The sequence below is a fragment of the Thiocapsa rosea genome (assembly GCF_003634315.1).
In the GTDB taxonomy this organism is placed as follows: Bacteria; Pseudomonadota; Gammaproteobacteria; order Chromatiales; family Chromatiaceae; genus Thiocapsa; species Thiocapsa rosea.
Map to the genome: position 1 here is coordinate 80,715 of NZ_RBXL01000001.1, position 22,912 is coordinate 103,626.

General features: G+C 64.5%; 19 protein-coding genes. 4 read left to right on the plus strand and 15 right to left on the minus strand.

The genetic code is table 11. The features are described from left to right. Nucleotides 1–107 precede the first annotated feature (107 nt). Nucleotides 108–1,835 carry a potassium/proton antiporter gene (locus BDD21_RS00395; RefSeq protein ID WP_120795467.1) on the plus strand — a complete coding sequence of 576 codons (1,728 nt, stop codon included), beginning with the start codon at nt 108–110 and terminating at the stop codon, nt 1,833–1,835. Between the two features lie 82 nt (nt 1,836–1,917). Here BDD21_RS00395 and BDD21_RS00400 read toward each other — a convergent pair whose 3' ends face one another. Beyond that, nucleotides 1,918–2,181: a ferredoxin gene (locus BDD21_RS00400; RefSeq protein ID WP_120795468.1), complete on the minus strand. Its 264-nt coding sequence runs from the start codon at nt 2,179–2,181 to the stop codon at nt 1,918–1,920. 182 nt (nt 2,182–2,363) lie between these two features. Between BDD21_RS00400 and BDD21_RS00405 the strand changes: the two genes are divergently transcribed. The 3 genes from BDD21_RS00405 to BDD21_RS00415 all read left to right on the plus strand — a co-directional run bounded on the left by BDD21_RS00405 (nt 2,364) and on the right by BDD21_RS00415 (nt 5,276). Beyond that, nucleotides 2,364–2,849, plus strand: coding sequence for a hypothetical protein (locus tag BDD21_RS00405; protein ID WP_120795469.1), 486 nt, complete (start codon nt 2,364–2,366; stop codon nt 2,847–2,849). 210 nt (nt 2,850–3,059) lie between these two features. Next, the gene (locus tag BDD21_RS00410; RefSeq protein ID WP_120795470.1) at nt 3,060–4,463 is read left to right on the plus strand and encodes a ribonucleotide-diphosphate reductase subunit beta; all 1,404 of its coding nucleotides are present in this window, start codon (nt 3,060–3,062) and stop codon (nt 4,461–4,463) included. A gap of 315 nt (nt 4,464–4,778) precedes the next feature. Further along, a complete protein-coding gene (locus tag BDD21_RS00415; protein WP_120795471.1) occupies nt 4,779–5,276 on the plus strand; it encodes a riboflavin biosynthesis intermediates N-glycosidase in 498 nt (165 codons plus the stop codon). A 1,453-nt stretch (nt 5,277–6,729) separates the two neighbouring features. Here BDD21_RS00415 and BDD21_RS00420 read toward each other — a convergent pair. From BDD21_RS00420 to BDD21_RS00485, 14 genes are all read right to left on the minus strand, one after another. Beyond that, nucleotides 6,730–7,194 carry a protein YgfX gene (locus tag BDD21_RS00420; protein WP_120795472.1) on the minus strand — a complete coding sequence of 155 codons (465 nt, stop codon included), beginning with the start codon at nt 7,192–7,194 and terminating at the stop codon, nt 6,730–6,732. 82 nt (nt 7,195–7,276) lie between these two features. Then, nucleotides 7,277–8,359: a cytochrome-c peroxidase gene (locus BDD21_RS00425; protein ID WP_120795473.1), complete on the minus strand. Its 1,083-nt coding sequence runs from the start codon at nt 8,357–8,359 to the stop codon at nt 7,277–7,279. Between the two features lie 131 nt (nt 8,360–8,490). After that, nucleotides 8,491–8,829: an FAD assembly factor SdhE gene (locus BDD21_RS00430; RefSeq protein WP_120795474.1), complete on the minus strand. Its 339-nt coding sequence runs from the start codon at nt 8,827–8,829 to the stop codon at nt 8,491–8,493. 7 nt (nt 8,830–8,836) lie between these two features. Next, on the minus strand, nt 8,837–9,529 hold the full coding sequence (locus BDD21_RS00435) for a succinate dehydrogenase iron-sulfur subunit (RefSeq protein WP_120795475.1): 693 nt from the start codon (nt 9,527–9,529) through the stop codon (nt 8,837–8,839). A gap of 183 nt (nt 9,530–9,712) precedes the next feature. Beyond that, on the minus strand, nt 9,713–11,476 hold the full coding sequence (gene sdhA / locus BDD21_RS00440) for a succinate dehydrogenase flavoprotein subunit (RefSeq protein WP_120795476.1): 1,764 nt from the start codon (nt 11,474–11,476) through the stop codon (nt 9,713–9,715). A gap of 7 nt (nt 11,477–11,483) precedes the next feature. After that, nucleotides 11,484–11,828, minus strand: coding sequence for a succinate dehydrogenase, hydrophobic membrane anchor protein (gene sdhD / locus BDD21_RS00445; RefSeq protein ID WP_120795477.1), 345 nt, complete (start codon nt 11,826–11,828; stop codon nt 11,484–11,486). After that, entirely contained in the window at nt 11,825–12,199 is a 375-nt protein-coding gene (sdhC, locus tag BDD21_RS00450) for a succinate dehydrogenase, cytochrome b556 subunit (RefSeq protein WP_120795478.1), read from the minus strand. Before sdhC ends, sdhD begins: the two co-directional genes overlap by 4 nt. Before the next feature lie 326 nt (nt 12,200–12,525). After that, nucleotides 12,526–13,542, minus strand: a complete 1,017-nt coding sequence (locus tag BDD21_RS00455) for a lysylphosphatidylglycerol synthase transmembrane domain-containing protein (RefSeq protein ID WP_425470199.1) — start codon at nt 13,540–13,542, stop codon at nt 12,526–12,528. Further along, complete coding sequence (locus tag BDD21_RS00460) at nt 13,539–14,456, minus strand: lysophospholipid acyltransferase family protein (protein WP_120795479.1); 918 nt, start codon at nt 14,454–14,456, stop codon at nt 13,539–13,541. The genes BDD21_RS00455 and BDD21_RS00460 overlap by 4 nt, the downstream gene beginning before the upstream one ends. Continuing rightward, nucleotides 14,453–18,502: a translocation/assembly module TamB domain-containing protein gene (locus tag BDD21_RS00465; RefSeq protein ID WP_120795480.1), complete on the minus strand. Its 4,050-nt coding sequence runs from the start codon at nt 18,500–18,502 to the stop codon at nt 14,453–14,455. Before BDD21_RS00465 ends, BDD21_RS00460 begins: the two co-directional genes overlap by 4 nt. Then, a complete protein-coding gene (locus BDD21_RS00470) occupies nt 18,499–20,271 on the minus strand; it encodes an autotransporter assembly complex protein TamA (protein WP_245969349.1) in 1,773 nt (590 codons plus the stop codon). Before BDD21_RS00470 ends, BDD21_RS00465 begins: the two co-directional genes overlap by 4 nt. Nucleotides 20,272–20,560: 289 nt before the next feature. Continuing rightward, on the minus strand, nt 20,561–20,770 hold the full coding sequence (locus BDD21_RS00475; protein ID WP_120795481.1) for a CopZ family metallochaperone: 210 nt from the start codon (nt 20,768–20,770) through the stop codon (nt 20,561–20,563). A 471-nt stretch (nt 20,771–21,241) separates the two neighbouring features. Then, nucleotides 21,242–22,216 carry a glucokinase gene (gene glk, locus BDD21_RS00480; RefSeq protein ID WP_120795482.1) on the minus strand — a complete coding sequence of 325 codons (975 nt, stop codon included), beginning with the start codon at nt 22,214–22,216 and terminating at the stop codon, nt 21,242–21,244. A gap of 298 nt (nt 22,217–22,514) precedes the next feature. Further along, a complete protein-coding gene (locus BDD21_RS00485) occupies nt 22,515–22,844 on the minus strand; it encodes a sulfur globule protein CV3 (RefSeq protein ID WP_120795483.1) in 330 nt (109 codons plus the stop codon). Between the last annotated feature and the right edge of the window lie 68 nt (nt 22,845–22,912).

Below are 22,912 nucleotides of genomic sequence, written 5' to 3' on the forward strand. Positions count from 1 at the left end.
GTGCCGCGGAAGACGCTGATGTGATCAGAGTTTCCCAACCGGCCACGTGACCGGCCTCGCGCAGCGCTTGAAGCCGCGCAGGCAAACCGCTTTGGACGAGAGACCCGATGGACCTGACCAACCAAATCATCCTGGTCGTCTCGCTGGTGTTCCTTGCGAGCATCCTGGCGAGCGTCGTGACCAGCCGGTTCGGCGTGCCGCTGCTGCTGGTCTTCCTGTTCATCGGGATGCTGCTCGGCGAAGAGGGACCCGGCGGGATCCAGTTCGACGACGTCCAGATGGCGCACCTGTTCGGCAGTTTGGCGCTGGCGATCATCCTCTTCGACGGCGGGCTGGTGACGCCGTTTCGGAACTTTCGCGTCGGGCTCAAGCCCGCGGTGGGTCTCGCCACCGTCGGCGTCCTGATCACGGCGGGGGTGACGGGGCTCTTCGCGGCCTGGTGGCTCGGCCTGCACTGGATGGAAGGGCTATTGTTGGGCGCGATCGTCGGCTCGACCGATGCGGCGGCGGTGTTTTCCTTGCTTCGCTCCCAGGGGCTCGAGCTCAAGCAACGGGTCGGCGCCACACTCGAGATCGAGTCCGGCAGCAACGACCCCATGGCCATCTTTCTGACGATCGTGCTGATCGAGTTGATCATCAGCGGCAGCGACGATATCGGCCTGGTGCTGCTGTTGGAATTCGTGCGCCAGATGGGGCTCGGCGCCCTGTTCGGGATCCTCGGCGGCTTGGGCCTGGTGCGGATGATCAATCGCCTGGAGATGTCGCCCGGGCTTTACCCCTTGGCGGTTATGGCCGGCGGCCTGAGCATCTTCGGGATCACTTCGGTGATGCAGGGCAGCGGTTTCCTGGCCATCTATCTTGCCGGACTCGTGGTCGGCAATCGCCCCCTGCAGTCGAGCCAGTACATCAAGCGCTTCCACGACGGCATCGCTCGGCTGTCGCAGATCGGGATGTTTCTCATGCTCGGGCTGCTGGTGACGCCCTCGGAGCTGTTGCCGGTCGCGTCGGATGCCTTGTTGTTCGCTGCGGTCCTGACCCTGTTCGCCCGCCCGATCGCGGTCTGGCTTTGCCTGCTGCCCTTCCGCTTTCCTTGGCGTGAGCAGGTCTTCGTCGGCTGGGTCGGGCTGCGCGGGGCCGTGCCCATCATCCTGGCGCTCTTCCCGCTGCTGGCCGGAATGGATCAGGCGTCGATGTACTTCAATATCGTCTTCTTCGTGGTGCTGGTGTCGCTGCTGATCCAGGGGTGGACGGTTGCCTCCTCGGCCCGACGGTTGGGGCTGGAGGTCCCGCCGACGAGTCATCAGGTGCAGCGTGTCGAGCTGGATATCCCCGGTCAGCGCGAACTCGAGCTGGTCGGCTATCGCCTGGCCAAAGACACGCCCGTCGTGGTCGAGCGGCGTGGCGCTTTGCGGCTCCCCAAGGGCGCGCGCATCGTGGCGGTTCTGCGCGGGAAACACCTGGTCGATGTCCTCGACCTGTCCGATCTGAAGCCCGACGACTATCTGTATCTCATCGCCGATCCGGCCGACCTTCTGGAGCTCGATCGGCTCTTCGTCGCAAGCGCGGCGCCCGAGCGCTTGTCCGAACAGGTGTTTTTCGGGGAGTTCGTGCTCAACGGAGAGGCGCGGGTCGGCGATCTGGCGGCCGCCTACGGGCTGGATCTACCCGCGTCGGACCATGCCCTGACCCTGGACGCATTCATCAGGCGCGACCTGCACACGGCTCACCCGGTGGTCGGCGACAGACTCCAAATCAAGTCGGTCGATCTCGTGGTCCGCGAGGTCGAAGGCGACCGCATCCTGAAGGTCGGCTTAAAGCTGATGCGCAGCGTCTGAGTCAAGCATCGCGCAAGCAGAAGCGCCGGATTGACCTACGCGGCACGGCCGAGCGGTTCGCGGCATCGGGCGCCGCGTGACCTCACCAGTCGGTCGATGCTCTCAGTGCGGCCCTGGCCTCCTCGCTCGGAAACAGGACCACGCCCGCCTCGTCGAGCAGCGAGATCGCCAGGGTAGGACAACCCTCTGCAGCGGCTCGCATGATGTGCTCGTCCCCCAGCCCGCCTGTCGGCAGTGCCTTGAGGTCGTCCCCGATATCGTGCTCTTTAAAGGCTTGAGGGCAGGCAACCCAGCAGGTGCCGCAGCCGATACAGGCGACGTCGATAACCTCGATTTTACTGATCATAAGTGCGAGCAATCCGTATTCAGAGTCGTTGGGCGGCCCGGGCCGCGCGCGTCGGTCGGAAAGATTACGCCGCACGCCGCCATGGCGCAATGATACGGACATCGACGCCAGCCTGACGAATCACGCCCGTCGGTGTACCTTACGCGGTCCTCAAGATTCAGGCGACACGCAGGAGACACTTCATGTCCGACGCCCCGTTCGAGCTCGTCGATGCCAAAGACAGCTTCATCGACAGCGACTGGTTCCACCATTGCCGCGAGACGCACACCCCCTTCGTCGTGGTGCGCAGCGGCGAGCACTCGGCGGATGTTCTCTGGGATTACATCACCTTGCCGCCGGAGTGCGACGCCGGGCTGCGCGAGAACCTGTCCGCCTTGGAGCAGGATGCGCGCGCCATCTTCGATCGCTACGCGATTCCCGAGTCCTATCTCCGGGTCAAAGCGACCCTGATCGGCTTCGATCGTCTACCCTTCGATCGCGCCAAGAGTGCCGCGGCGGAGCTCTACCATCTGATCGCAGCCTACCTTCCGGACGCCGAGGCCGAGGACGTTCCTTCGGGCGGTACGGCGCACGAGCGGCTCACGCAAACCGATGCGCGCAGCGACCCTGCAACGTCGGCCCCGCTCCAACTCTGGGTCGAAGCGGCCAGCACCTCGTCCGCGGCCTGAGATCCTCCGGTGCGAACCGACACAACATAAGGGATTGAGCTGACAGATCGCCCACAATATCTTGTGTCCCGGTACTGGACATCCGTGACAAAAGCCCTAAACTCCCAGGTCACGCGCCGACCAGACCGACCACCGACATTTTGGCTGACAGCCCTCGTCAACCGACCGCACGCCGAAGCCGTCAACCGAATCCCATCGAGGAGACACACGATGCTGAACTGGGACGATCCACTCGCCACGACCGGACCCGCCGCCCGCGCGCCCCGAGGGACCTTTGTCGTTGATCCGACCGACGCCGCCGAGGATTGGTCCGACGGCCCCACGCCCGACGCTCGGACGACGAGCGCACCCCGACCAACCAGCGCCACCGCGCAGGTGCGCCCCGGCCACGGCCTGGTCAACAATACCGACCTGATGGCGACCGCCGGCGCGGCCCCCGTCGTCGACCCCAACCCCTTCCCCGCATACGCCGCGCATCAAAGCGAGCTGCCGATCACCGACACCCTGCTGCCGGACGAGCCGCGGACGCAGACGCAGCACCCGGACGACGGCATCGTCGGCGGCGCCACCGGTCTCGAGTCGCTCGAGATGGGCGCCGGGCGCGTGCGCGTCGACGACAAAAAGATCATCAATTGCCACGCCGATCTCAATCAGCTCGTCCCCTTCAAATACGAGTGGGCCTGGCAGAAGTACCTCGACGCCTGCGCCAACCACTGGATGCCGCAAGAGATCAACATGAACGCGGACATCGCGCTCTGGAAGGATCCCAACGGGCTGACCGACGACGAGCGCACCATCATCAAGCGCAATCTCGGCTTCTTCTCCACTGCCGATTCCTTGGTCGCCAACAACCTGGTGCTGGCCGTCTATCGCCACATCTCCAACCCCGAGTGCCGCCAATACCTGCTGCGCCAGGCCTTCGAGGAGGCCCTGCACACCCACGCCTATCAGTACGTGGTCGAGAGCCTCGGACTGGACGAGGGCGAGATCTTCAACATGTATCGCGAGGTCCCTTCGGTCGCGCGCAAGGCCGAATGGGCCCTGCCCTACACCCAGCACCTGGCCGACCCGCACTTCAAGACCGGCACACCCGAGAACGACCGCAAGCTGCTGCGCGAGCTGGTCGCCTTTTATGTCATCTTCGAAGGCATCTTCTTCTATGTCGGTTTCGTGCAGATCCTGAGCATGGGCCGGCGCAACAAGATGACCGGCACCGCCGAGCAGTTTCAATACATCCTGCGCGACGAGTCCATGCACATGAACTTCGGCATCGACGTGATCAACCAGATCAAGATCGAAAACCCGCATCTGTGGAGCCCGGAATTCAAGCAAGAGCTGGTCACCATGATCCGCGATGCCGTGACCATGGAATCGCGCTACGCCCACGACACCATGCCGCGCGGCGTGCTCGGGCTCAACGCGCCCATGTTCGAGGAATATCTCCAGTTCATCGCCAACCGGCGCTGCGCACAAATCGGCCTGCCCGAGCAGTACCCGGGCGCAACCAACCCCTTCCCCTGGATGTCCGAGGTGCTCGATCTGAAGAAGGAGAAGAACTTCTTCGAGACGCGGGTCACGGAGTATCAGACGGGTGGTGCGCTGAATTGGGATTAAACCGCGTTTTGGCGGTTTTTTGCGGGGATTGAGCGGACGCCAGCTTCAGATGGTTCAATGCGTCACGCGGTTTAAGGTTTTCGAGTCCATTGATGGGCTACGCGCATTTAGACCGGCCACCCAAAACTTAAAGAACTCGTGACACCCGTTCCGCGGTGTCACGCATGCTCGTGGCGCTCTGCGCCACGGACCATAATGGCCGGACTTGCGGACAAGGCATCATTGATGACCTAAACCGTGTCCGCTCGGAGACTGGCTGATTTCTCCGACACCCAAGCAGCGCGCAGAGCGCACATCACAGGGAGACGCGGTTTAATGCGCACTGAAACGAGCGTTTATGTCTCGATGACGGACGAAGAGAATCCGCTCTCCACAGTCTCGCCTCAACCATTCTCCCTCGACGACGGCGAATGGCCGACCGCCGAGCATTATGTGCTGGCCATGCAGTTCGAGGATCCCGCACTCAGGGCCGAGATCCGATCCGTCCTCGACCCGCAGCAAGCCCGCAAGCTCGCCAAGCGACATAAACGCCACCTCCGCAGCGACTGGGAGTCGGTGCGGCGCGTCTACATGACCCGCGCCATCTACACCCGTTGCCTCAGCCACCCCGCATCCGCACGCGCACTCCTCGAAACCGGCGACAAACGCATCGTCGAGAGCAGCCTCTATGATTACTACTGGGGCTGCGGCCGCGACGGGCGTGGAGTCAACACCTATGGAGAGGTGCTCATGGATATTCGGGAGAAGCTTAGGTCGGCGGGGGCGGTCTCTCCGGTTCCGCCGGCCAGCCAAACTCATGCCCCACCAGACTGAGTTCGACGCAACCGATTCGAAAGCAGATCCATTTCAACCCGAAGAAACTGCAGCAATGCCGAATGCCAACGAAAGGCGTCTAGATTTCGTCAAGTTCACCGACGGTGATCTACTCCCGCTTATCCTGGCTATTAAGTCCTATCTTATGGCGAGAGAAAAGCACCCTATCCTTGACTGCCGAAGACTCATTGATCTTCTAAGGTGATTTCCGGAAAAGGATCTACCGGAAGCGCCGCAACCAGGAAAAGTGGTCGAACGCTCTACTCGCTGTCGTTGTCAGCCTCGATCGTCGTTTCGGCCACATCGGCAGTGTCCAGGTCGCCGACCGCGACCGCCCGGGTACGCCGACTTCAGTCGGCCCCCCCGGAGCACGCCCGCACGGCGGACTGAAGTCCGCCTCCCCGGGGGCCGACTAAAGTCGGCGTACCCGGGTGTGGGGCCGACGTTTTGCGTCCGGTTGGGGAACCCAAGAGGCATGGACGAGAGGATGACCACAGCGTCGTTGTCGTCATCGGGTTCCGGACGAACACGACAACGACAACGACAACGAAAAATTCTGCCACGATTTGCTCAAGACTGACCGCATCCGGGAGTTCGATGCCTTCCAGGCACTCGCTGTCGGGATGACTATTCCCGGAAATCACCTTATGCGACAGCTCGCTGCACGCGCAGGGCCTCTGGTGCGACCGCTAACAGGAGTAAACGCGCTCCTTCTCGAAAAAAGGCATTCAAGGTGCTCATGACGGACCTTATGGCCGCTGAAGTCGTTGCACACCGCGCCGAGGTAGGATTTCGGAGTCGGGTACAGCAGGAACAATCGATCGCAGCAACAAACCGGAGCGACTTTGCCGAGGCTCGCGGCGGATTTGTGCGGGCTTCCGTCGCTAAGGCTGCTTGCGGATCCCAAGCTTGCGGCGCCGGGCCGGCGCAGACGGGTGGTTTGCGCGTCGTGAACCCTGGCGGAACATGGCCGGGCGAGAGATCCACGATGATGGCTCACTCGGGTAGGGAATTGGAATATCAGCTCGATGCGGAAGAGGACGACTGCAAATCGTCATCTGGACGATGGTCCCGTCCGGCCAGACCCTCTTGCTGTTGATGATTGGCACCGCCGGCATCTATTGCATACTAGGGCAAATCGGTGGGTGCAACGTCGGGCGACGCGCTCGCGGGCGGCGCCCGGTCCGGCATGGATATCGAGGCACCTAGCCGATTGGCTTCTCCCCCATGTCGCCGGGAGGGACGCCGGCTGTTCGATCAGGCCCGCGAGCAACAGGCGAAGAGAACCCTCTGCTCGGCGGGCGTCATGCCTTCAACGTCGGCCCGCTTCGGTGGCCGCCCGTTTCGAATCGCTGCACCGGGTTGACGTGGGTACGTCGATCATCACGTATGTCGAAATTCGCGCCGGCATCGAGACGTGTTCCAGACCGCCTGTCTCCAAGCCTCACGGCAGTCAAGTCGCGTCGGAGTCCCGATTCCGTGTCGCACCCTCGGTGCGGAGTCGCTGGCGCAGGCGCCGAAGCTGCTCGGGATCGAGCGCGTCGGCGAAGACCGGGAGTGTGCGGCGGTTTAGGAGGCCGAATCTGAAGTTGAGCACGACGAGCGGGAGGGTGATGAAGGTGGCTGGACTGAGGCGTGCCTCGCGCTCGACACCGGAGACGAAATGAATCCGCCAAGTCCCGTCCGACTCCCAGATGACCGAACGGATGGACCAGGAAGCGCGCCGCAAGACCTCGACATAGCCCACGTAGAGCGCGCTGAGGGCGACGGGGATCAGCAGAAGCAACGACAAGGGGCCGGCTTGGAGTGCCGGTATCACCGCAGCCGCAGCGAGATGGGTCAGCCCGACAAACCAGGCAAACCGCAGGGAAAAACCGGGGCGGATCAGGAGCGGCGGACGTTCCCGGTGTGTGCCCATTGCACGATCGGATTATGGTCAATCCTTCGGTCGATCGCGCTGCGTGAAATCGGCCGTGTTCCCGCAGCGCGACCGAAGCAGATCACGGAATCTCGGGCATGTCCCAGGTCTCCCGGCTCGTGAGCGCGCGCAGGAAGGCGCCGAGCTGGAAGATCTCGGCGTCGGTCAGGCCGCGGTCGACCAGCAGCTCGGACTTGTTCGGGTCCGGATTACCGCCGGAGGCCATATAACGGATCGCCAGCTCTAGGGTCGGCGCACTGCCGTCGTGGAAATAAGGTGCGCTCAAGGCCACGGAGCGCAGCGAGGGCGTCTTGAATGCGCTGCGGTCCGCCTCGTTCTCGGTGACGTTGAAACGCCCCGGGTCGGGGGTTTCCTTTCCGTACTCCAAGCCGATGTTGTAGAAGGTGCTGTTGCCGTAATAAGGCGGCGAATGACAGGCCACGCATCCGGCCTTGCCGACAAACAGCGCCTGTCCGGCGATGGCGTCCGGCGTGACCGCGCCCGTTTGACCCGCCTCATAGCGGTCCCAAGGCGAATCGTCGCTGTTTTTGGTGCGCAGATAGGCGGCAAGCGCCTTGACGATCGTCTCCGGTGTGGCCGGGCCGCCGAAGACGGTCTCGAACTGGTCGGCGTATCCGGGGACCGCCTGAATGAGCGGCGCGACCTGCTCCGGGTCGGCATTGATCTGGGCCTTCCAGGCCGCCAACACCTGGCCTTCGAGGCTGGTCGCACGGCCGTCCCAGTACCAGGCGCTCTGATAACCCGTGTTGTACAGCGACGGGGTATGCCGTGTGTTCAGCTCCCCGTTGTCCTTCGGCGAGAGCGTCCGCCCGTCGGTCCAGCCGAGATGGCGATAGTGACAGCCTTGGCACGCCATCGTGCCGCTGCCCGACAGACGCGGATCGACGAAGAGTTGTTTTCCGAGCGCGATCTTCTCCGGCGTGGCGGGGTTGTCGTCCGGATGGAGCATCGGGGGCAAGGCGGAGGGACGAAGCGGCGCGAGATCGGGAGCGGCTGCAATCGCGGGAGCGTCGGCCTCGGATACCGCAATCGGCGGCTGTCCAGGCTCGAGACTCGACTCGACGGCCTGGTTGCTGCGGTCGTGGACGATCCACAAGGACGTGGCCACAATGAGCCCGGCTATGGGATAGCGGATATCGATCATGCAGTGTCTCCTCCAATGATAGTCGGCCTTGCGTGCGGCTCTTGGCCCGTCGCGCGGGATGATACCGGGCCCAGCTTCTGGCCCTGAGTTGTCGCGCCGTTGACGAGCGTGGAGATGATGCGACCGATCAGCTACCCCTGCAAGTCGATCGACCCGCTGCGTCGTTCACGCACCACCTCGACGATGTGCCGCACGAGTTCGCGCAGATCGGCGTCCGGCGGTTCGGCGCGGGACATAAACCAGTCGCTGAGCCGTTGATCCTGCTCGCCGAGCAGCCGCACGAACGCGAGGCGCTGGGTCGGACTCAACCCTCGGTAGCCGAGATCGAGGAAGCGGTCCAAGAGATGATCGAGTTCCAACATGCCGCGCCGGCATTGCCAGCGCAACCGTCGGATCTCCAGCTCGGTCTCCGACGCATGCCCGGAGGCATCCGTCGGCGAGGTGCGATCGGCTGTCGAGTCGGTCGCCACGGGCGGACTAAACACCCTTGTCCAGCATCAGATCCTTGATCTTGCCGATGGCCCGGGTGGGGTTCAGACCCTTCGGGCAAACCTCGACACAGTTCATGATACTGTGACAGCGGAAGAGCTTGTAGGGGCCATCCAAGGCGTCGAGCCGCTCCTCCGTCGCCTGGTCGCGGCTGTCGGCCAGGAAGCGCCAGGATTGCAGCAGGGCCGCGGGGCCGTGGAACTTTTCCGGATTCCACCAGAACGATGGGCAAGCGGTCGAGCAGCAGCCGCAGAGGATGCACTCGTAGAGTCCGTCGAGCTTGTCGCGCTCCTCGGGCGACTGGAGGATCTCCTGCTCCGGGAGCGGATCCTTGCGCACCAAGTAGGGTTTGACGGCGCGATACTGCTCGTAGAACTGGGTCATGTCGACGACCAGGTCGCGGATCACCGGGCGACCCGGGAAGGGGCGGACCTGGATCGGCTCCTTCAGTTCGGTGATGGGCGTGACGCAGGCGAGCACGTTGCGTCCGTTCACGTTGACCCCGTCGGAACCGCAGACGCCTTCACCGCAGGAGTGGCGAAAACTGAAGCTCTCGTCTTGCTTTTTCACTTCGAGCAAGGCATCGCGCAGCATCATGCCTTGAAAGGTCTTGACCTCGTAGTCCTGCATCCGGGGCTTGGTATCGGTGTCCGGATTGTAGCGGTAGACGCTGATCTTCATAACGCACCTGAATTCGTTGTTTTTAAGCCCTGTAATCCTGAACCCTAACCCGTCAGAGCCGGAACCAAGCAACGCGGTCGAAGGCTCTGGTCGTTGTCCTTGTCGTCCGGAATGCGATTACGACAACGACAACGACGATGAGAGGTTCTGTGAGGGGTTGTTCAAGACTTGCTGCGTAAGGGGCTAATACACCCGTTCCTTCGGCGGGAACGACTCGACCGTCAAGGGCTTGGTCCGCACCGGTTTGTAGTCCATGCGGTCGCCGTCCCGGTAGTAGAGGCTGTGCTTGAGCCAGCTCTGGTCGTCGCGCTCGGGATAATCCGGCCGCGAGTGGGCGCCTCGACTCTCTTGGCGATACAGCGCGGAGACCGCGATCGACATGCCCACATCGATCATGTTCTCCAGCTCCAACGCCTCGATCCGCGCGGTGTTGAAGACCTTGGACTGATCCGTCAGGCGCACCTCGGGGAGTCGGTCGCGCAGCTCGCAGAGCTTGTTGTAGCCCTCGGTCATGATCTCCTCGGTCCGGAAGACCCCGGCGTGATCTTCCATACACTTGCGGAAATCGGCACGCAGCTGCTGCACCGTGGGGCCGTCGCCCTGTTGATCCCACCGCCCCAGACGGCCCATGGCCTGCTCCAGGCTCGCGGAGTCCACTGTGCGTTGGTAGGGGTTTTCGCGGACGTACTCGATGATGTCCTTGCCCGCCAGACGCCCGAACACCAGGATGTCGAGCAGCGAGTTTCCGCCCAGTCGATTGGCCCCGTGCACCGAGGCACAGGCGCACTCCCCGGCTGCGTAGAGCCCGACCACGACCTCTTCGGAGCCGTGACCCGCCGGCATGGCGACACGACCGAAGCGGTCGGTCGGGATTCCGCCCATCGCATAGTGCGCTGTCGGAAAGACCGGGATCGGCTCGATGACCGGGTCGCAGCCGGCGAAGATCTGGCTCGACTCGCGGATACCGGGCAGACGCTTGGAGATGACCGCCTCGCCGAGATGGTCGAGCTTGAGCATCACATAGTCGCCGTTCTCGCCGCAGCCGCGCCCTTCCTTGACCTCGGTGACGATCGCGCGCGAGACCACGTCGCGGCTGGCCAGATCCTTGGCGCGCGGGGCATAGCGCTCCATAAAGCGCTCGCCGTCCTTGTTGACGAGATAACCGCCTTCGCCGCGCGTCCCCTCGGTGATCAGCATCCCCTTGCCGGCGATGCCGGTCGGGTGGAACTGAAAGAACTCCATATCCATCAGCGGGATGCCGGCGCGCAGGGCCATCGCCGCACCGTCGCCGGTGTTGATGTGCGCGTTGGATGTCGTGCGGAAGACCTGACCCCACCCGCCGGTGGCGAGCAGGGTCGCTTTGGACTCGATCAGGAGCGGCTCGCCGGTCTCGATCTCCAGCACCAGTGCGCCGCAGATGATGCCTTCGGCGTCGCGGACCAGATCGATGGCGAAGAACTCGTCGAAAAAGTGGGTACGCGCGCGAATGTTCTGCTGATAGAGGGTATGCAGGATTGCATGACCGGTGCGGTCGGCTGCGGCACAGGTACGCGCCGCCTGATCGCCGCCGAAGTTCTGGCTCTGGCCGCCGAAGGGGCGCTGGTAGATCTTGCCGTTATCCAGGCGCGAGAAGGGCACGCCGGCGTGCTCGAGCTCATAGACCGTCGGGATCGCCTCGCGGCACATGAACTCGATGGCGTCCTGGTCGCCCAGGTAGTCCGAGCCCTTGACGGTGTCGAACATGTGCCAGTGCCAGGAGTCCGGCATCATGTTGGCGAGCGCGGCGTTCACTCCGCCTTGTGCGGCGACCGTGTGCGAGCGTGTCGGAAAGACCTTGGAGACGACGGCGACGCGCAGATCCGCGCCGGCCAATTGCAGCGCGGCGTTCAGGCCCGCACCGCCGGCGCCGATGATGAGTGCGTCGAAATGACGAGTTGGAATTCCCATGCCTGGATTACCCCTGCAGACCCGCGGTGATGATGGCCTTGAAGGCCCAGAGGCCCGAGGCGATGAAGACGAAGGCGAAGAGGGTCAGCAGACCGATCCGCAGGCCGAGCACATGCACGTAGTCGATCAGGGCATCGCGGATGCCGACCCAGGCGTGGATCAGCACGAGCGGCACGAGGAGCACGAGACCCAACCCGACGACCGGATGGGCAACCCAAGCGACCAAGGCGGCATGGTCCGCCGGGGCGTTGAAGGTGAACTGGATCAGGAGATAGGTCAGGAAGAGCGCCAGATAGACGGCCGTGGCGCGTTGAATGACCCAGGCCATGAGACCGGATGCTTGTCGGCTCATAACGCCAGCCCTCCGCCGATGATCAAGACGACGATCGCCGCGATCAGCGCCGTCCACGCGCTTTGCCGGGCTGCCGGGCGGTCCAACCCGAGCCCCAGATCGAGCAGCAAGTAGCGGATCCCTGCGAAGAGGTGATGCAGCAGGCTCCAGGCCAGCACCAGCAGGATCAGCTTCACCAGCCAAAAGTCCAGGATTCCGGCGACCTGTGCGAACCCCGCGGGTCCCGAGAGCGCTTGGTGGAAGAGGATGGCCGCGAGCGGGATCGCGAGGACCATCAGGACACCGCTGATGCGATGAAGGATGGAAACGACACCCGGAATCGGCAGCTTGATCCGCCACAGATCCAGGAATACAGGTCTTGTTGTTTGCATTCGTTAACCTTTGGTGATGCGCCTACGATGATGCGCCGGCCGCGGTCCGACCCGACCCGACCCACCCGAGTCCGGCCGAGCCCGGCCGAGCCCGGCCGCTTCGACACCTGATTCGCCCCGGTGTTTTGCGCTCACCGGGATGCGGCAGCCTTGCATCGACCATGGACTTCTGTCGTGTGCAGAGGTGCGGGACTGTCGCCGAACTGTCAAATCGGGTCATTATTGTGCACTGCAACAGGGGGCGATTCAATCTTGAGAATATCCAAGGGTCTTGCGGTTTGCCCCTCGACTCCGTCGGCTCGACGGGCGTCGTACGCTCGCCCGGGTCAGCTCCCGCAAAGCGGTTTGCCTGCGGCGCCGACCGAGGTCTTGGGCAGCAGTAATGCCAAGGCTCCGAGCACCAAGGTCGACCCGAGCAGAAAGAGGTGGAGATTGACCGCACCAGCCAACGCCAGTTTCGGGTCCACGCCCAGCGGCGCGAGAGCGGCCACCACCGCCAACTCGTAGCTGCCGCTGCCGGCGATGCCGTGGAAGGGCAGCACGGTCGAAAGCTCCGCCCCCATCACACCCGTGAGCAGACGCCAGAATTCGACCGGCAGAAAGTGCTCGAGCAGCACGGCGAAGGCGGTGAACTTGAGGGTCCAGGTCAGTGCCGTCCAGAGATAGACGCGTGCGATGATCCCGGGCTGCGCGGGGGCTGCGCTCAGGACGCGTCGAACGAGCCGGATCAGCTTCGCCGCAAGACCGCTTTCGGACTGTCCGCTCCACTCCGACACCAGACCGCGCAGCGGCAGAAAGAGCAGGAGTCCGCCGAGCCAGAGCAGCGCCGCCCACCACCAGATCGGTGATGGGTCACGCAGGTAGAGGATCAGGATGCCGATCAAGGCCAGAAAATGCAGATCCAGGATGCGGATCCAGAGCAAGGCCGCGGCGGCATCGAGAAACCCGTGACCGAAGTAACGCCGCATCAACCAGGGAAAGACCATCTCCCCGGCGCGCATCGGCAAGAGGTTGTTCGCCGTGTTGTGCAGCATGCTCAGACGCAGGACGATCGGGAAGCAACCGCGAAACCGAGACCCGAAATAGTCGTAAACCCGCACCGCCCGCAGCACGTAGCTGAGCGCGGTCAGGCCGAAGAGCGCGAGCACGAGCAGCGGCGACAGCGTGCGCCAAGGCGAGAGGACCAGCCCCCAACCGACCGTCCATTTGACGGCGATCACCAGCGCCGCCAGAAGCGCACCGCCGATTGCCCAGTCACGCGCGCGACCGAAGCGCAGGGCGCCGCCACCGCCGGTCGCCTGAAGGCCCTTGCTGCGGGGATCCATGTCCGGGCCGAGGCTCATCGCCGACCCCGCTTTGGCGGATAGATGGACGCCTCGCCGGGCGGACGTGTCTTGAAGCGGCGATGAACCCAGAAATATTGCTCGGGCATGGTGTGGATGCGCGCTTCGATGACCTGGTTCATCCGCGCGGTATCCGCCGTCCGATCCCCGCTGGGAAAGTCGTCCAACGGCGGATCGAAGATCAGCTCCAAGCCGCGTCCCCACGGCAGGAAACGGGCGAAGGTCGGGATGACGACTGCGCCGGTCATGGCCGCGAACCGTCCGAGCATGGGCACGGTCGAGGCCGCGACCCCGCAGAAGGGCACGAAGAGACCGCGCCGTCCGCCGTCCTGATCGGGCAGATAAAAGAAGGGCGTGCCCTTCTTCATCTCGCGCACCAGGCCGCGCAGATCGTCGTGGCGCTCGATGGAGACGCTGCCGTATTGCTGACGCGCACGCCGCACCTGGCGATCGACCACCGGATTGCGGATGCGCTGATACATGTAGACGCCCGAGTGGACCAGCGCGGTAAAGGCGGCACCGCCGAGCTCGAGTCCGACGAAATGCGGCACCAAGACGATGACAGGACGCCCGTCGGCGATGTAGCCATCGATGCGCTCGCGGTTGCGGATCTTCACCACGCGCGCCAGGCGCGCACGCGACGCACCCCAGCCTACGCCCTGGCAGAAGGCCGCCACCCCGAGCCAGCCGAACTGGGCACGCAGGATACGCTCGCGCTCGCGCGGCGTCGCCTCGGGCAGACAGATCTCGAGGTTGCGCCGACCGACGAGGCGCCGCGACCCGGCAAGCAGATAGGTCAGGCGCCCCACGCCGGTGCCGAGCGCCCAAATCAGCGGGAAGGGCAGTCGGCCGAGTCCGTAGACCAGACCGACGACGAACCAGCTCGGCCAATATTTCGGATGCGAGAGGCTCATCGCTCGAAGGTGAAAAAGATATCGGCGCCCTGATTGCCGCCGGTTTCGGTCTGAATCTCGATCCGGTCGGTCAGGTCATATCGCATCCGCACACCGCCCGCTTCGTTGCCGATGCCGCTCTCGTATTCCACGAAGATCTTCGGCGCGATATAGGTCCCGACCGCAAGGCCTGCGTTCGACGCATCGCCGCTTGCACTCGGGGCCACACCGGTCAGGAGAAACTTCATGACCTCGGCCTGGGTCATCCCCGGATCCGTCTCCGAGAAGAAGGCCAGCTTGGGATCGCGCAAGGTTCCGAGCACCTGGACACCGGCAACGGTCGCGCCGCCGTCACGCTCGGCTTGGATCACGAGACCGGGGTTGTCGATCGGACTGCGCGCATAAATCATGCGGCCTTGGACAATGTTCAGCGGCGCGCCGATCTCCGCGGCAATCCCGAACCCGGTCGTCAACCGATACTGGCCGTCGATGATCTGCAACTGACCGCTGCCCAGCATGTCGCGCCCGGGCGTTTGCAGCAGCGCCAGCTCCCCGGCCAAGCTTCCACGCACGCCGAAGGCGTCGATACTCACCTGATCCCCGAGGATCAACCGCAGATCGATGGCGAGCGGAAACGCCTCCGTCTGCTCCTGATCCAAGAGGACGACGTCGCTCGACGGCGTCTGTGCCCCGGCCGGGAGGGAACGGGGTCGAATCCGTGCCTCGGGGATCGTGATCTCGCCGCTCAGACGCGCGCCCTTCGGATTGGCCTCGAAATCGATGTCGGGCGAGACCAGGGCGAAATACTCGCGCGTATCCGCGACCCTGAGATTCGTGCCCGACGCCCGTGCCTGCGCGGCGAATCCGCCGCCGCCGAAGCGCGCCTCGCCCGTCAGGTCAAGTCGGCCGCCGCCGACGTTCGCAGCACCTTGCAGCTCCATCCGGTCGACCGCCGGGGCGCTGACCGTGATGTTGAGGTCGGCCACGTTGAGCCCGACCAAGGGCACCGTAAAGCCGACCTCCCGGATGCGCGCATTGCCCCGCAGCGCCGGTGCGCCGAAGGTGCCGCCCAACCCCAGGTCCAGTTCGATACCGCCGGTCATCCCGGTGATGTCGGGCACCAAATCGGCGACCCGATCAAGTCCCCGGATCTCGCCGCGCAGGGTGCCGGCGAGCGGCTGCCCGGGTCGCGTCGGGGCGTCGAGACGCCAACCGGTGAGATCAAGCGTTCCGTCGACCCGCCCGAGCCCTTCGAGCGGGACACCGAGTCGGGCGGAGAGAGCGCGTGCACCGGCCTCCACACCGAGACGGGTCCCGGAGAAATCGATGGTCTCGTTCCGACCGCCGCCCATCAGCACCTGGATCGCGCCTTGCGGGATCTCGGCGGTCGCGCTCCCGCTCAGGACGTTGCCGGCGATCTCGAAGCGTCCCCTGATGCCGGCATTGCCGCTCAGGGCGAGATTGCTCGGCATCACGGATCCGAGGAGTGCGAAATCGGCCAACGTGAAGTCCAGGCTCGCGACCGCGCGCTCGGCCGAGCTGCGGTTGAGCTCGGCACAGCCGCCGGAGCCGTTCGGCCCGCGGAGGCAGAAAGGGCCGACGGCGATCTTGGGGCCGGCGATCGAGACCGGACTGGGTTGCCGCAAGGCCCAGTTGCCGAAGGTCGCCGTGTCGAGATCCAGGCGCGCAACCCGCCCGCTGTAGGCACCGTCGCTCGCAAGCCCGCCGGAGCCCTCGAAGGTCACCGAGACGGGCTCGCCCTTGAGCGCCAGCTCAAGCCGGTGATCGGGAATTCGGCCCGAGCCGCGCACCGAGAGTGTCTCCCAGGTCATATCCCCGGCGACGAGCCGCGTGCCGTCGAGCCGAATCTCGAAAGGATCGTCCGGCGACAACCCGAGATCCAAGGTCCCCGTCAGACCGGCGATCCCCTGCCCTGCCCACTCGGCATCGCGCGCCGAGAGATCGAGCAGGACACGCGGCGCCTCGCGCGGTCCCGAGACCGTGCCGCGGGCGGTGAGACTGCCGCGCGCTTCGGGAGCCACGCTGGCGAGGTCGGAGGATTCCAGATCGAAGCTCACATCCAGCGTCGTATCGATCTGTCCCGAGACCTGCACGGAGCTGGGGCCGGATGCGGCGTTGAGCGCCTCGATCCGGATGGTCTCGCCGACCATGGTGATCGAACCCGAGGCAACGACGGGATATCCGCGCAGGATGCCCTCGAACCGCTCGATGGCGGCGACCAGGTTGGGTCCCGCGGGCTCCAGCGACCCGCGGCTGGTCAGGCGCCCGCCGAGGTTGCCCGGCCACTCGGAGGCAACGCTGCCCGGATCAAGACCCGCGGCATCCAAGGTCGCCTCCCAGGTCACCACGGGGTCCCAACCGACCGTGGCGAGACCGGTGATGCGCCCGTTGAGCATGTCGAGCGTCAGGGTCTCGATCCGCGTCTCGCGACGATCGCCCCGCCCACCGAGACGCAGCTGCGAGGGCGGCAGAGCGGGGCCGACCGAGCGGGCGGCGAGATCGTACTCAAACCCGTCCAACCCGCCCGTGCTCGAGAGCTGAAACGAGAGCCGATCGTCGAGACCCTCGACCAGTGCCGCCGGGTTCAGATCCTTGCCGTTGAGGCTCAGCGTCCAGCTCAGGTCGGGCGACCAGGCCACCTCGCCTTCGCCGAGCAGCTCGCCGTCGAGCAGGGCGAGCTTCAGGGCCTCGATGCGGGTTCCCGTTTCAGAGCCGGTGCCGTTCAGATCCAGGGCCAGCTCCGGGATGTCCGGACCCCGGGCCGCGAGCGAGAGGACATAGTCGAAGGCGTCGAAGGCCCCCGAGGCATCGAGCGTCCCGCGGGGCGACTCGGCCAGCAGATCGCCGGTCAGAGGCCAACGCAGGCGCTCCCATCGACCGGCGAGCGCAAAGCGACCGGGCGTCGCACCGGTATCGACCTGGCCGCTGAGATTCAGCAGGGCATCGGAGATTTGCTCGGTCAGCGCGAGGCTGCGGATCTCAAGGACTTGGTTGGCCCAGACGACATCCAGCACTGCGGCGAGATGTCCGAAATCCGGCAGTTGCGGGGCACGGGCGTCGAGCTGTCCCGCAACCGACGCGGTGACGAGATCGCCATGCGTCTCCAGGCTGCCGGTCACCGTCACCTCGGGAAGATCCGATCCAAAGTCCGGCAGATCCACGCCGAGGATCTCCAGCCGACCGTCCCAAGCCGGCTCGCCGAGCGGGTCGTCGACCCGGACATCCATGTCCGCCTGCGCCGAGCCGCTCAAACGGTGTCGGACCTGCAAGGATGCTAGATCGCCCTTGAGCTGCGCCGAGCCCTGCAGGGCGATCGCGGGGGCCTGCGTCATCTCCCAATCGAGATCGAGATCCAGCGGATAGTCGCCGCTGAGCTCGACCCGGCCGAAGGCGCGCGCGGCGAGCCGCGGGGTCGGCAGCACCACCTCCAGACGCGTGACATCGAGTTCGCTGCCCCGCAGGCTCGCGGACAGAATCACGTCCTCGATCACGAAGAAGGGCTCGGCCTCGCCGTGCTTGAAGAGACGCAGCCGCTCGACTTGGGCCTCGTGCAGCTCCATGCGAAGGGGCAAGGCCACGTGAGGCAACTCGAACGGCTTGGGCTCTTCCGGACTCGGCGGCAATACCAGATCCAGATCGTGTATTCGCAGCACCTGGATCGGCAGATCTCCGCGAAGGGCAGCGACAGGCGACCAGTTCAGGCCGATGCTGCCGGCACGCATCTCGAAGTCCGCAACCTGTATCGCGAGCCGATCGAGTGTCAACCGGCCCGTGATGCGCCCCTCGACACGCTCGACGCTCAGGACACCGGGTGCCAAGTCTTCCACCACACCGATCGCAAAGCGCAGTCCGGTCTGGGTCCCGAGCACCAGCCCCAGCATCAGGACCAACAGGAGCGCGGAGGACACGAGCAGCCCGAGCATCAGACGCAGCGGCCGCACACGCCGACGCCGCCGCGTCTGCGCGGGTGCGGGTGCGACGGCCGTCGGCTCAGCCGGCTTGGACCCCTCGGGGGGTGTTGTCGCAGCCGTGTCGATCTCGCTCATAGATCAGGTCCGATGACGAAGACAAGGCGTGCCGGGGGCCAGCCGTCGCCGAACTCGTAGTTGTCTTGGGTGTAAGGCAAGGCGAGATCCACACGCACCTGGCCGATGGGCGAGGCCCAGCGCACGCCGAAGCCGACGCTCTGCTGAAATTTGTTCTCGTAGTCCGGATCGAAGGCGTTTCCGAAATCGGTGAAGACGGCCGCACTCCAAGGACCACGGATGGTGCGCTCGAGCTCAAGGCTGCCGACCCCCAGAAAACGTCCGCCGACGGTGTCGTCGTTGAAGGGCTCGGTCGGTCCCAGTGTGTTGTAGCCCCAACCGCGGATGGTGTTGTCGCCGCCGGTAAAGAAGCGGCGGCTCGCCGGGAGCTCGGTCAGGTCGTCCGCCAGGGTCGCACCCAGATCGGCTCGGGTGATAAAGCGATACTTCTCCGCAAAACCGTGGATCCACTTGAACTGCAAGGCTGCGCTCAGATAGGTGGCATTCGATACGACGCCCTCGACCGCCCCCAGGAGACCGTAGCGGATTCGGTATCCGCGCTTGGTGTTGATCGGGTCGTCCGCGACGGTCTTCGACCAGGAAATGTTCGGCGCCAGCTCCGAGGTGATGCCGGTCTGGATGTCACTGATCTCGTAATCCTCGTAGAGATAGTCGATACCGACGGTGCGGCGCCAGTTGCTCGGCGTGAGCGTGGAGTGCGCAACCTGAAGCGAATTGAGCCAGCCTTTCTGCGTCTTGACGTTGGACCAGGTCGACTGGGGTTTGATGATGATGTAGTCGCGCGTCGGATCCTGAATCGGGATCCGGTAATCGAAGCTCCATTGGGAGAGCACGGGCGAGAGCTGCAGCTCGGTTCGGAAATTGTGCCCCCACTGATTGACATAGCGACGACGCCAATCCGCACTCACCCGCGGCCCCGTATCGGTCGTGAAGCCCGCACCGATACGGTACTTATCGCGTTTGTTGCGGGTCGCGACGATCTCGATCGGCACCAGCGTGTCGTCGCCGGTCGCATCCTTGCGGGGCACGATCTCCACGTCGCTGAAGTACTCGGTACCGAGCAGCCGCCCTTGGAGCGACAGAAGGAGATTCGGGTCGTAGACGACCCCGGGCTCGAAATTCACGAAGGAGCGCAGGAACTTGTCGTTTAGAAGATCCTGCTTGAAGCTCACCTTGCCGAGATAATAGCGGGGTCCGGTTTCCAACTCGAACTCGACGATCGCCTCGTAGGCCACCAGGTCGACGAGGACACGGTGGCGCACGAGGGTGTAGTCCAGGTAGCCACCCGAAGAGGCGCGCGAGCGCAGATCCGACTTGGCCGCCTCGTACTTGGCGTGGAGCAGGACGTCGCCGACCTGCATCGGAAAGGTCTTCGGAAAGGCAGGGTCATCGGCCCCCTCGCCGATGACCGCGTAGTCGACGCGACCGATCTTCACCGCCGGTCCGGGCACCACCGCGTAGGTCGCGATCCAGGTCCCGTTGGGATCCGTGGGCACTTCCAGCCGATCCGTGACCTCGACCTGATAGAGGCCGAAGGGCGCCAAGGCATCGCGGATCTGGTCCGGCGCCAATCTGTGCAGCGCCTCGACACGGGCGGGCGTGAGATCCGCCTCCGTGCGCTCCTGATGGATCGACAGCAAGGCGAGGACGTTCGTCTCCTGCTCGCCCGCAAGCCCGGTCACCTTCACATCGAGCTTCATGGCGGCTGCGTTGCCGGACACGAGGAGCAGCGCAAAAAGGAGCAGGCATGCACCCGGACTCGTGAACACGGCACCGGTCCGAGTCGCCGTCCTCGATTGCACCGCCCGACCTCTCCGCGCTCGATCCAAGCTCGACCTCTCGACACTGGGAGACGACCGGACGCGCGGTTTCGAATCCGCAACCGCAAGATCGAGACCCCGGGGCGCCGGCACTCCGATGTTTAAAAATTACAACACATCGCATCTCAAAAGAGACAATACGTATCATAGTACCAAAACGGCCTCGCGGGCGAACGGACAGTCGGGACGCGATCTGCGCGGGGAACATGTCATCTCCCGGGTCGACTCGATTTCAGGGTCATTCGAGAGGCGCCGGCTCCGCGCCGTAACCCTCGGCCACGACGGCCGCGATCAAGGCATCGGCATCGGCCCGACCCTCGACGCCGGCACGACCGGACTCCAGGTCAACCGCAACGGATTCCACCCCGTCAACAGACTCGAGTGCGGCGGTTACGGCGCGAACGCAGTGGCCGCAGGTCATTCCGGTAATGCGGAGTGTTTGTGTCATAGGGTTCCTCGTTGGTTTAAACCGCGCCCAGTGCGGTATGCGATGTTTTTGGATGGGATCGGCCCCGGCGGATTTCAGAACCGCTGGAGCCGGCGCGGTTTAAAGTATTAAAAAATATAAAATTTTAAACCGCACCCCTCGCCAAGGGTCGTGGATTCACCAAACTTCGAACTCACTCGAAAGTTAGCATCTCGCTCTGGACGCGGTTTAGGTGATTTCCGGAAAAGGATCTCCCGGGAGAGCCGCAACCAGGACAAGTGGTCGAGGGCTCTTCTCGTTGTCGTTGTCGTTGTCGTTGTCGGATTCCGGACGAATACGACAACGACAACGACAACGACAAATACTGCGGCGGTTTGCTCAAGACTGACGGCATCAGGGCCTCAATGCCTTCCAGGCACTCGCTGTCGGGATGACTATTCCCGGAAATCGCCTTATCACTGAGAGCCGGAGGCTGGCCGCTGGCGGCTCCCCCTACTGCGACTCCAGAAACAGCGCAGCCCCCATCAGCGGCGCGTTCGGCTGCACGATGACCCGAACCGGCATCGCGCGCATCAGGGGCTCCAGCCGACCTTTGTCGAAGAATCCGTCCAGGAAGGCGCTTCGGCTCAGGGCGTCCAGGTTCTTCGGCGCGATGCCGCCGCCCAAAAAGACGCCGCCGAGCGCCATCTGCTTGAGCGCCATGTTCCCGGCCTCGCGGCCGTACAGCCGAAAGAACAGCTCCATCGTCTCGGTGCAGACCGGGCAGGCGTTGTCCGAAGCGGCCGCAGCGATGACCGCAGCGGCGTCGCCGGTCTCGATCGCCTCGCGCAATGGCGGGGGCGACGCGATACCGCGCCATTCGGACAGGAAATCGTAGAGATTCCGGATCCCGAGCCCGGAGACCACGCGCTCCCAACTGACGTGCGCGAACCGCTGCTTCAGGAAGGCGTGGAGAGCGCACTCGCGCTCGTCGGTCGGCGCAAAGTCCGCGTGACCGCCTTCGGTCGCGAAGGGGTGATGACGCAGGCCGTCCCAGAACAAACCGGCCTCGCCGAGCCCTGTGCCTGCGGCCACGACACAGGCGTTGCCGTGGACCGACTCGCCCGGATGGATCTCGGCCAGATCCTCCGGCCCCAAAGCCGCAAGCCCCCAAGCCGTCGCCTCGAGATCATTGAGCAAGGCCACTCCGGCAAATCCGAGCGCCTGCTCCATGGCGTCGGCATCCAACGTCCAGGGCAGATTCGTCGCCTGGCTGCGCCGATCCCGAACGGGTCCGGCGATCGCGAAGGCCGCGAACCGACAGCCCACGGCCGTGTCCTCCAAATAGCGTCGTACGATGTCGTCGAGCGAGGCGAAATCCGCACTCGGATACTGCCTCGTCTGCTCGAGATCGACCTGGTCTCGATGCGTCTTCGCAAGACCCAGAGCGGTCTTGGTTCCCCCAATATCGCCAACGAGTACACGCATGTCGCTTCTCCGGTCACGTGGCTACCGGGGCGCGTATCCGCTCGCGACCCCCTGCCGACCCCGTGTCGGCCGGCCAACCGAGGCGGATCATAGCAGGCGGGGGACGCTGCCGGGGCAACAGCGGCGGAGGTTCAACGGAGCGACCATCTCATACGGCGACCGAGGTTGCCGTGAACGGCGCCGCCGGCGATCGGATGATGCGAGCGCCTGTCTCGGACACCGAGATAGATGCTCGCCCGGACGCCGAGCGGCGTCGGGGCGAGGATCCTCAGGGACTCAACCGGGTGGATTGGGGGCTTTACTTGCTGGTACTTGGGCTTGAGGTGGTGGTCGTCGGGTAGCTATAGGCCGGATAAGCATAGGCCGGATAGCCGTACAGAGGTGCGCCCCATCCGTAAGGAGCACCGACCCCGTAAGGTGCACCGTAGAGGCCGTAGGGATGATATCCGTAACCACCGTAGGGATAGCCGCCGTAAGGTCCGTACCAAGGCGAGTTCCAGGGTCCCCCCCAACCGCCGGGGAACATCCCGAAGGGGCCGGAACCCCAGAAGGCGTTCGCGGACATGGAGCCGAACGCCGAAACAGCGGCGACCGCCGCAGCAAGCACAACGCGTTTTGTTGTCGTCATCACATTTCTCCCGTCTCGAGAAACCTGTTGAGCACGCCGTGAGCACGATTCGCCCCGACGTGGGGCCA

Bases quoted from the DNA above. Each gene is read 5' to 3' on its own strand.
- BDD21_RS00395 (WP_120795467.1), top strand. From the start codon at position 108: ATGGACCTGACCAACCAAATCATCCTGGTCGTCTCGCTGGTGTTCCTT.
- BDD21_RS00400 (WP_120795468.1), bottom strand. From the start codon at position 2,181: ATGATCAGTAAAATCGAGGTTATCGACGTCGCCTGTATCGGCTGCGGC.
- BDD21_RS00405 (WP_120795469.1), top strand. From the start codon at position 2,364: ATGTCCGACGCCCCGTTCGAGCTCGTCGATGCCAAAGACAGCTTCATC.
- BDD21_RS00410 (WP_120795470.1), top strand. From the start codon at position 3,060: ATGCTGAACTGGGACGATCCACTCGCCACGACCGGACCCGCCGCCCGC.
- BDD21_RS00415 (WP_120795471.1), top strand. From the start codon at position 4,779: ATGCGCACTGAAACGAGCGTTTATGTCTCGATGACGGACGAAGAGAAT.
- BDD21_RS00420 (WP_120795472.1), bottom strand. From the start codon at position 7,194: ATGGGCACACACCGGGAACGTCCGCCGCTCCTGATCCGCCCCGGTTTT.
- BDD21_RS00425 (WP_120795473.1), bottom strand. From the start codon at position 8,359: ATGATCGATATCCGCTATCCCATAGCCGGGCTCATTGTGGCCACGTCC.
- BDD21_RS00435 (WP_120795475.1), bottom strand. From the start codon at position 9,529: ATGAAGATCAGCGTCTACCGCTACAATCCGGACACCGATACCAAGCCC.
- sdhA (WP_120795476.1), bottom strand. From the start codon at position 11,476: ATGGGAATTCCAACTCGTCATTTCGACGCACTCATCATCGGCGCCGGC.
- sdhD (WP_120795477.1), bottom strand. From the start codon at position 11,828: ATGAGCCGACAAGCATCCGGTCTCATGGCCTGGGTCATTCAACGCGCC.
- sdhC (WP_120795478.1), bottom strand. From the start codon at position 12,199: ATGCAAACAACAAGACCTGTATTCCTGGATCTGTGGCGGATCAAGCTG.
- BDD21_RS00455 (WP_425470199.1), bottom strand. From the start codon at position 13,542: ATGAGCCTCGGCCCGGACATGGATCCCCGCAGCAAGGGCCTTCAGGCG.
- BDD21_RS00460 (WP_120795479.1), bottom strand. From the start codon at position 14,456: ATGAGCCTCTCGCATCCGAAATATTGGCCGAGCTGGTTCGTCGTCGGT.
- BDD21_RS00465 (WP_120795480.1), bottom strand. From the start codon at position 18,502: ATGAGCGAGATCGACACGGCTGCGACAACACCCCCCGAGGGGTCCAAG.
- BDD21_RS00475 (WP_120795481.1), bottom strand. From the start codon at position 20,770: ATGACACAAACACTCCGCATTACCGGAATGACCTGCGGCCACTGCGTT.
- glk (WP_120795482.1), bottom strand. From the start codon at position 22,216: ATGCGTGTACTCGTTGGCGATATTGGGGGAACCAAGACCGCTCTGGGT.
- BDD21_RS00485 (WP_120795483.1), bottom strand. From the start codon at position 22,844: ATGACGACAACAAAACGCGTTGTGCTTGCTGCGGCGGTCGCCGCTGTT.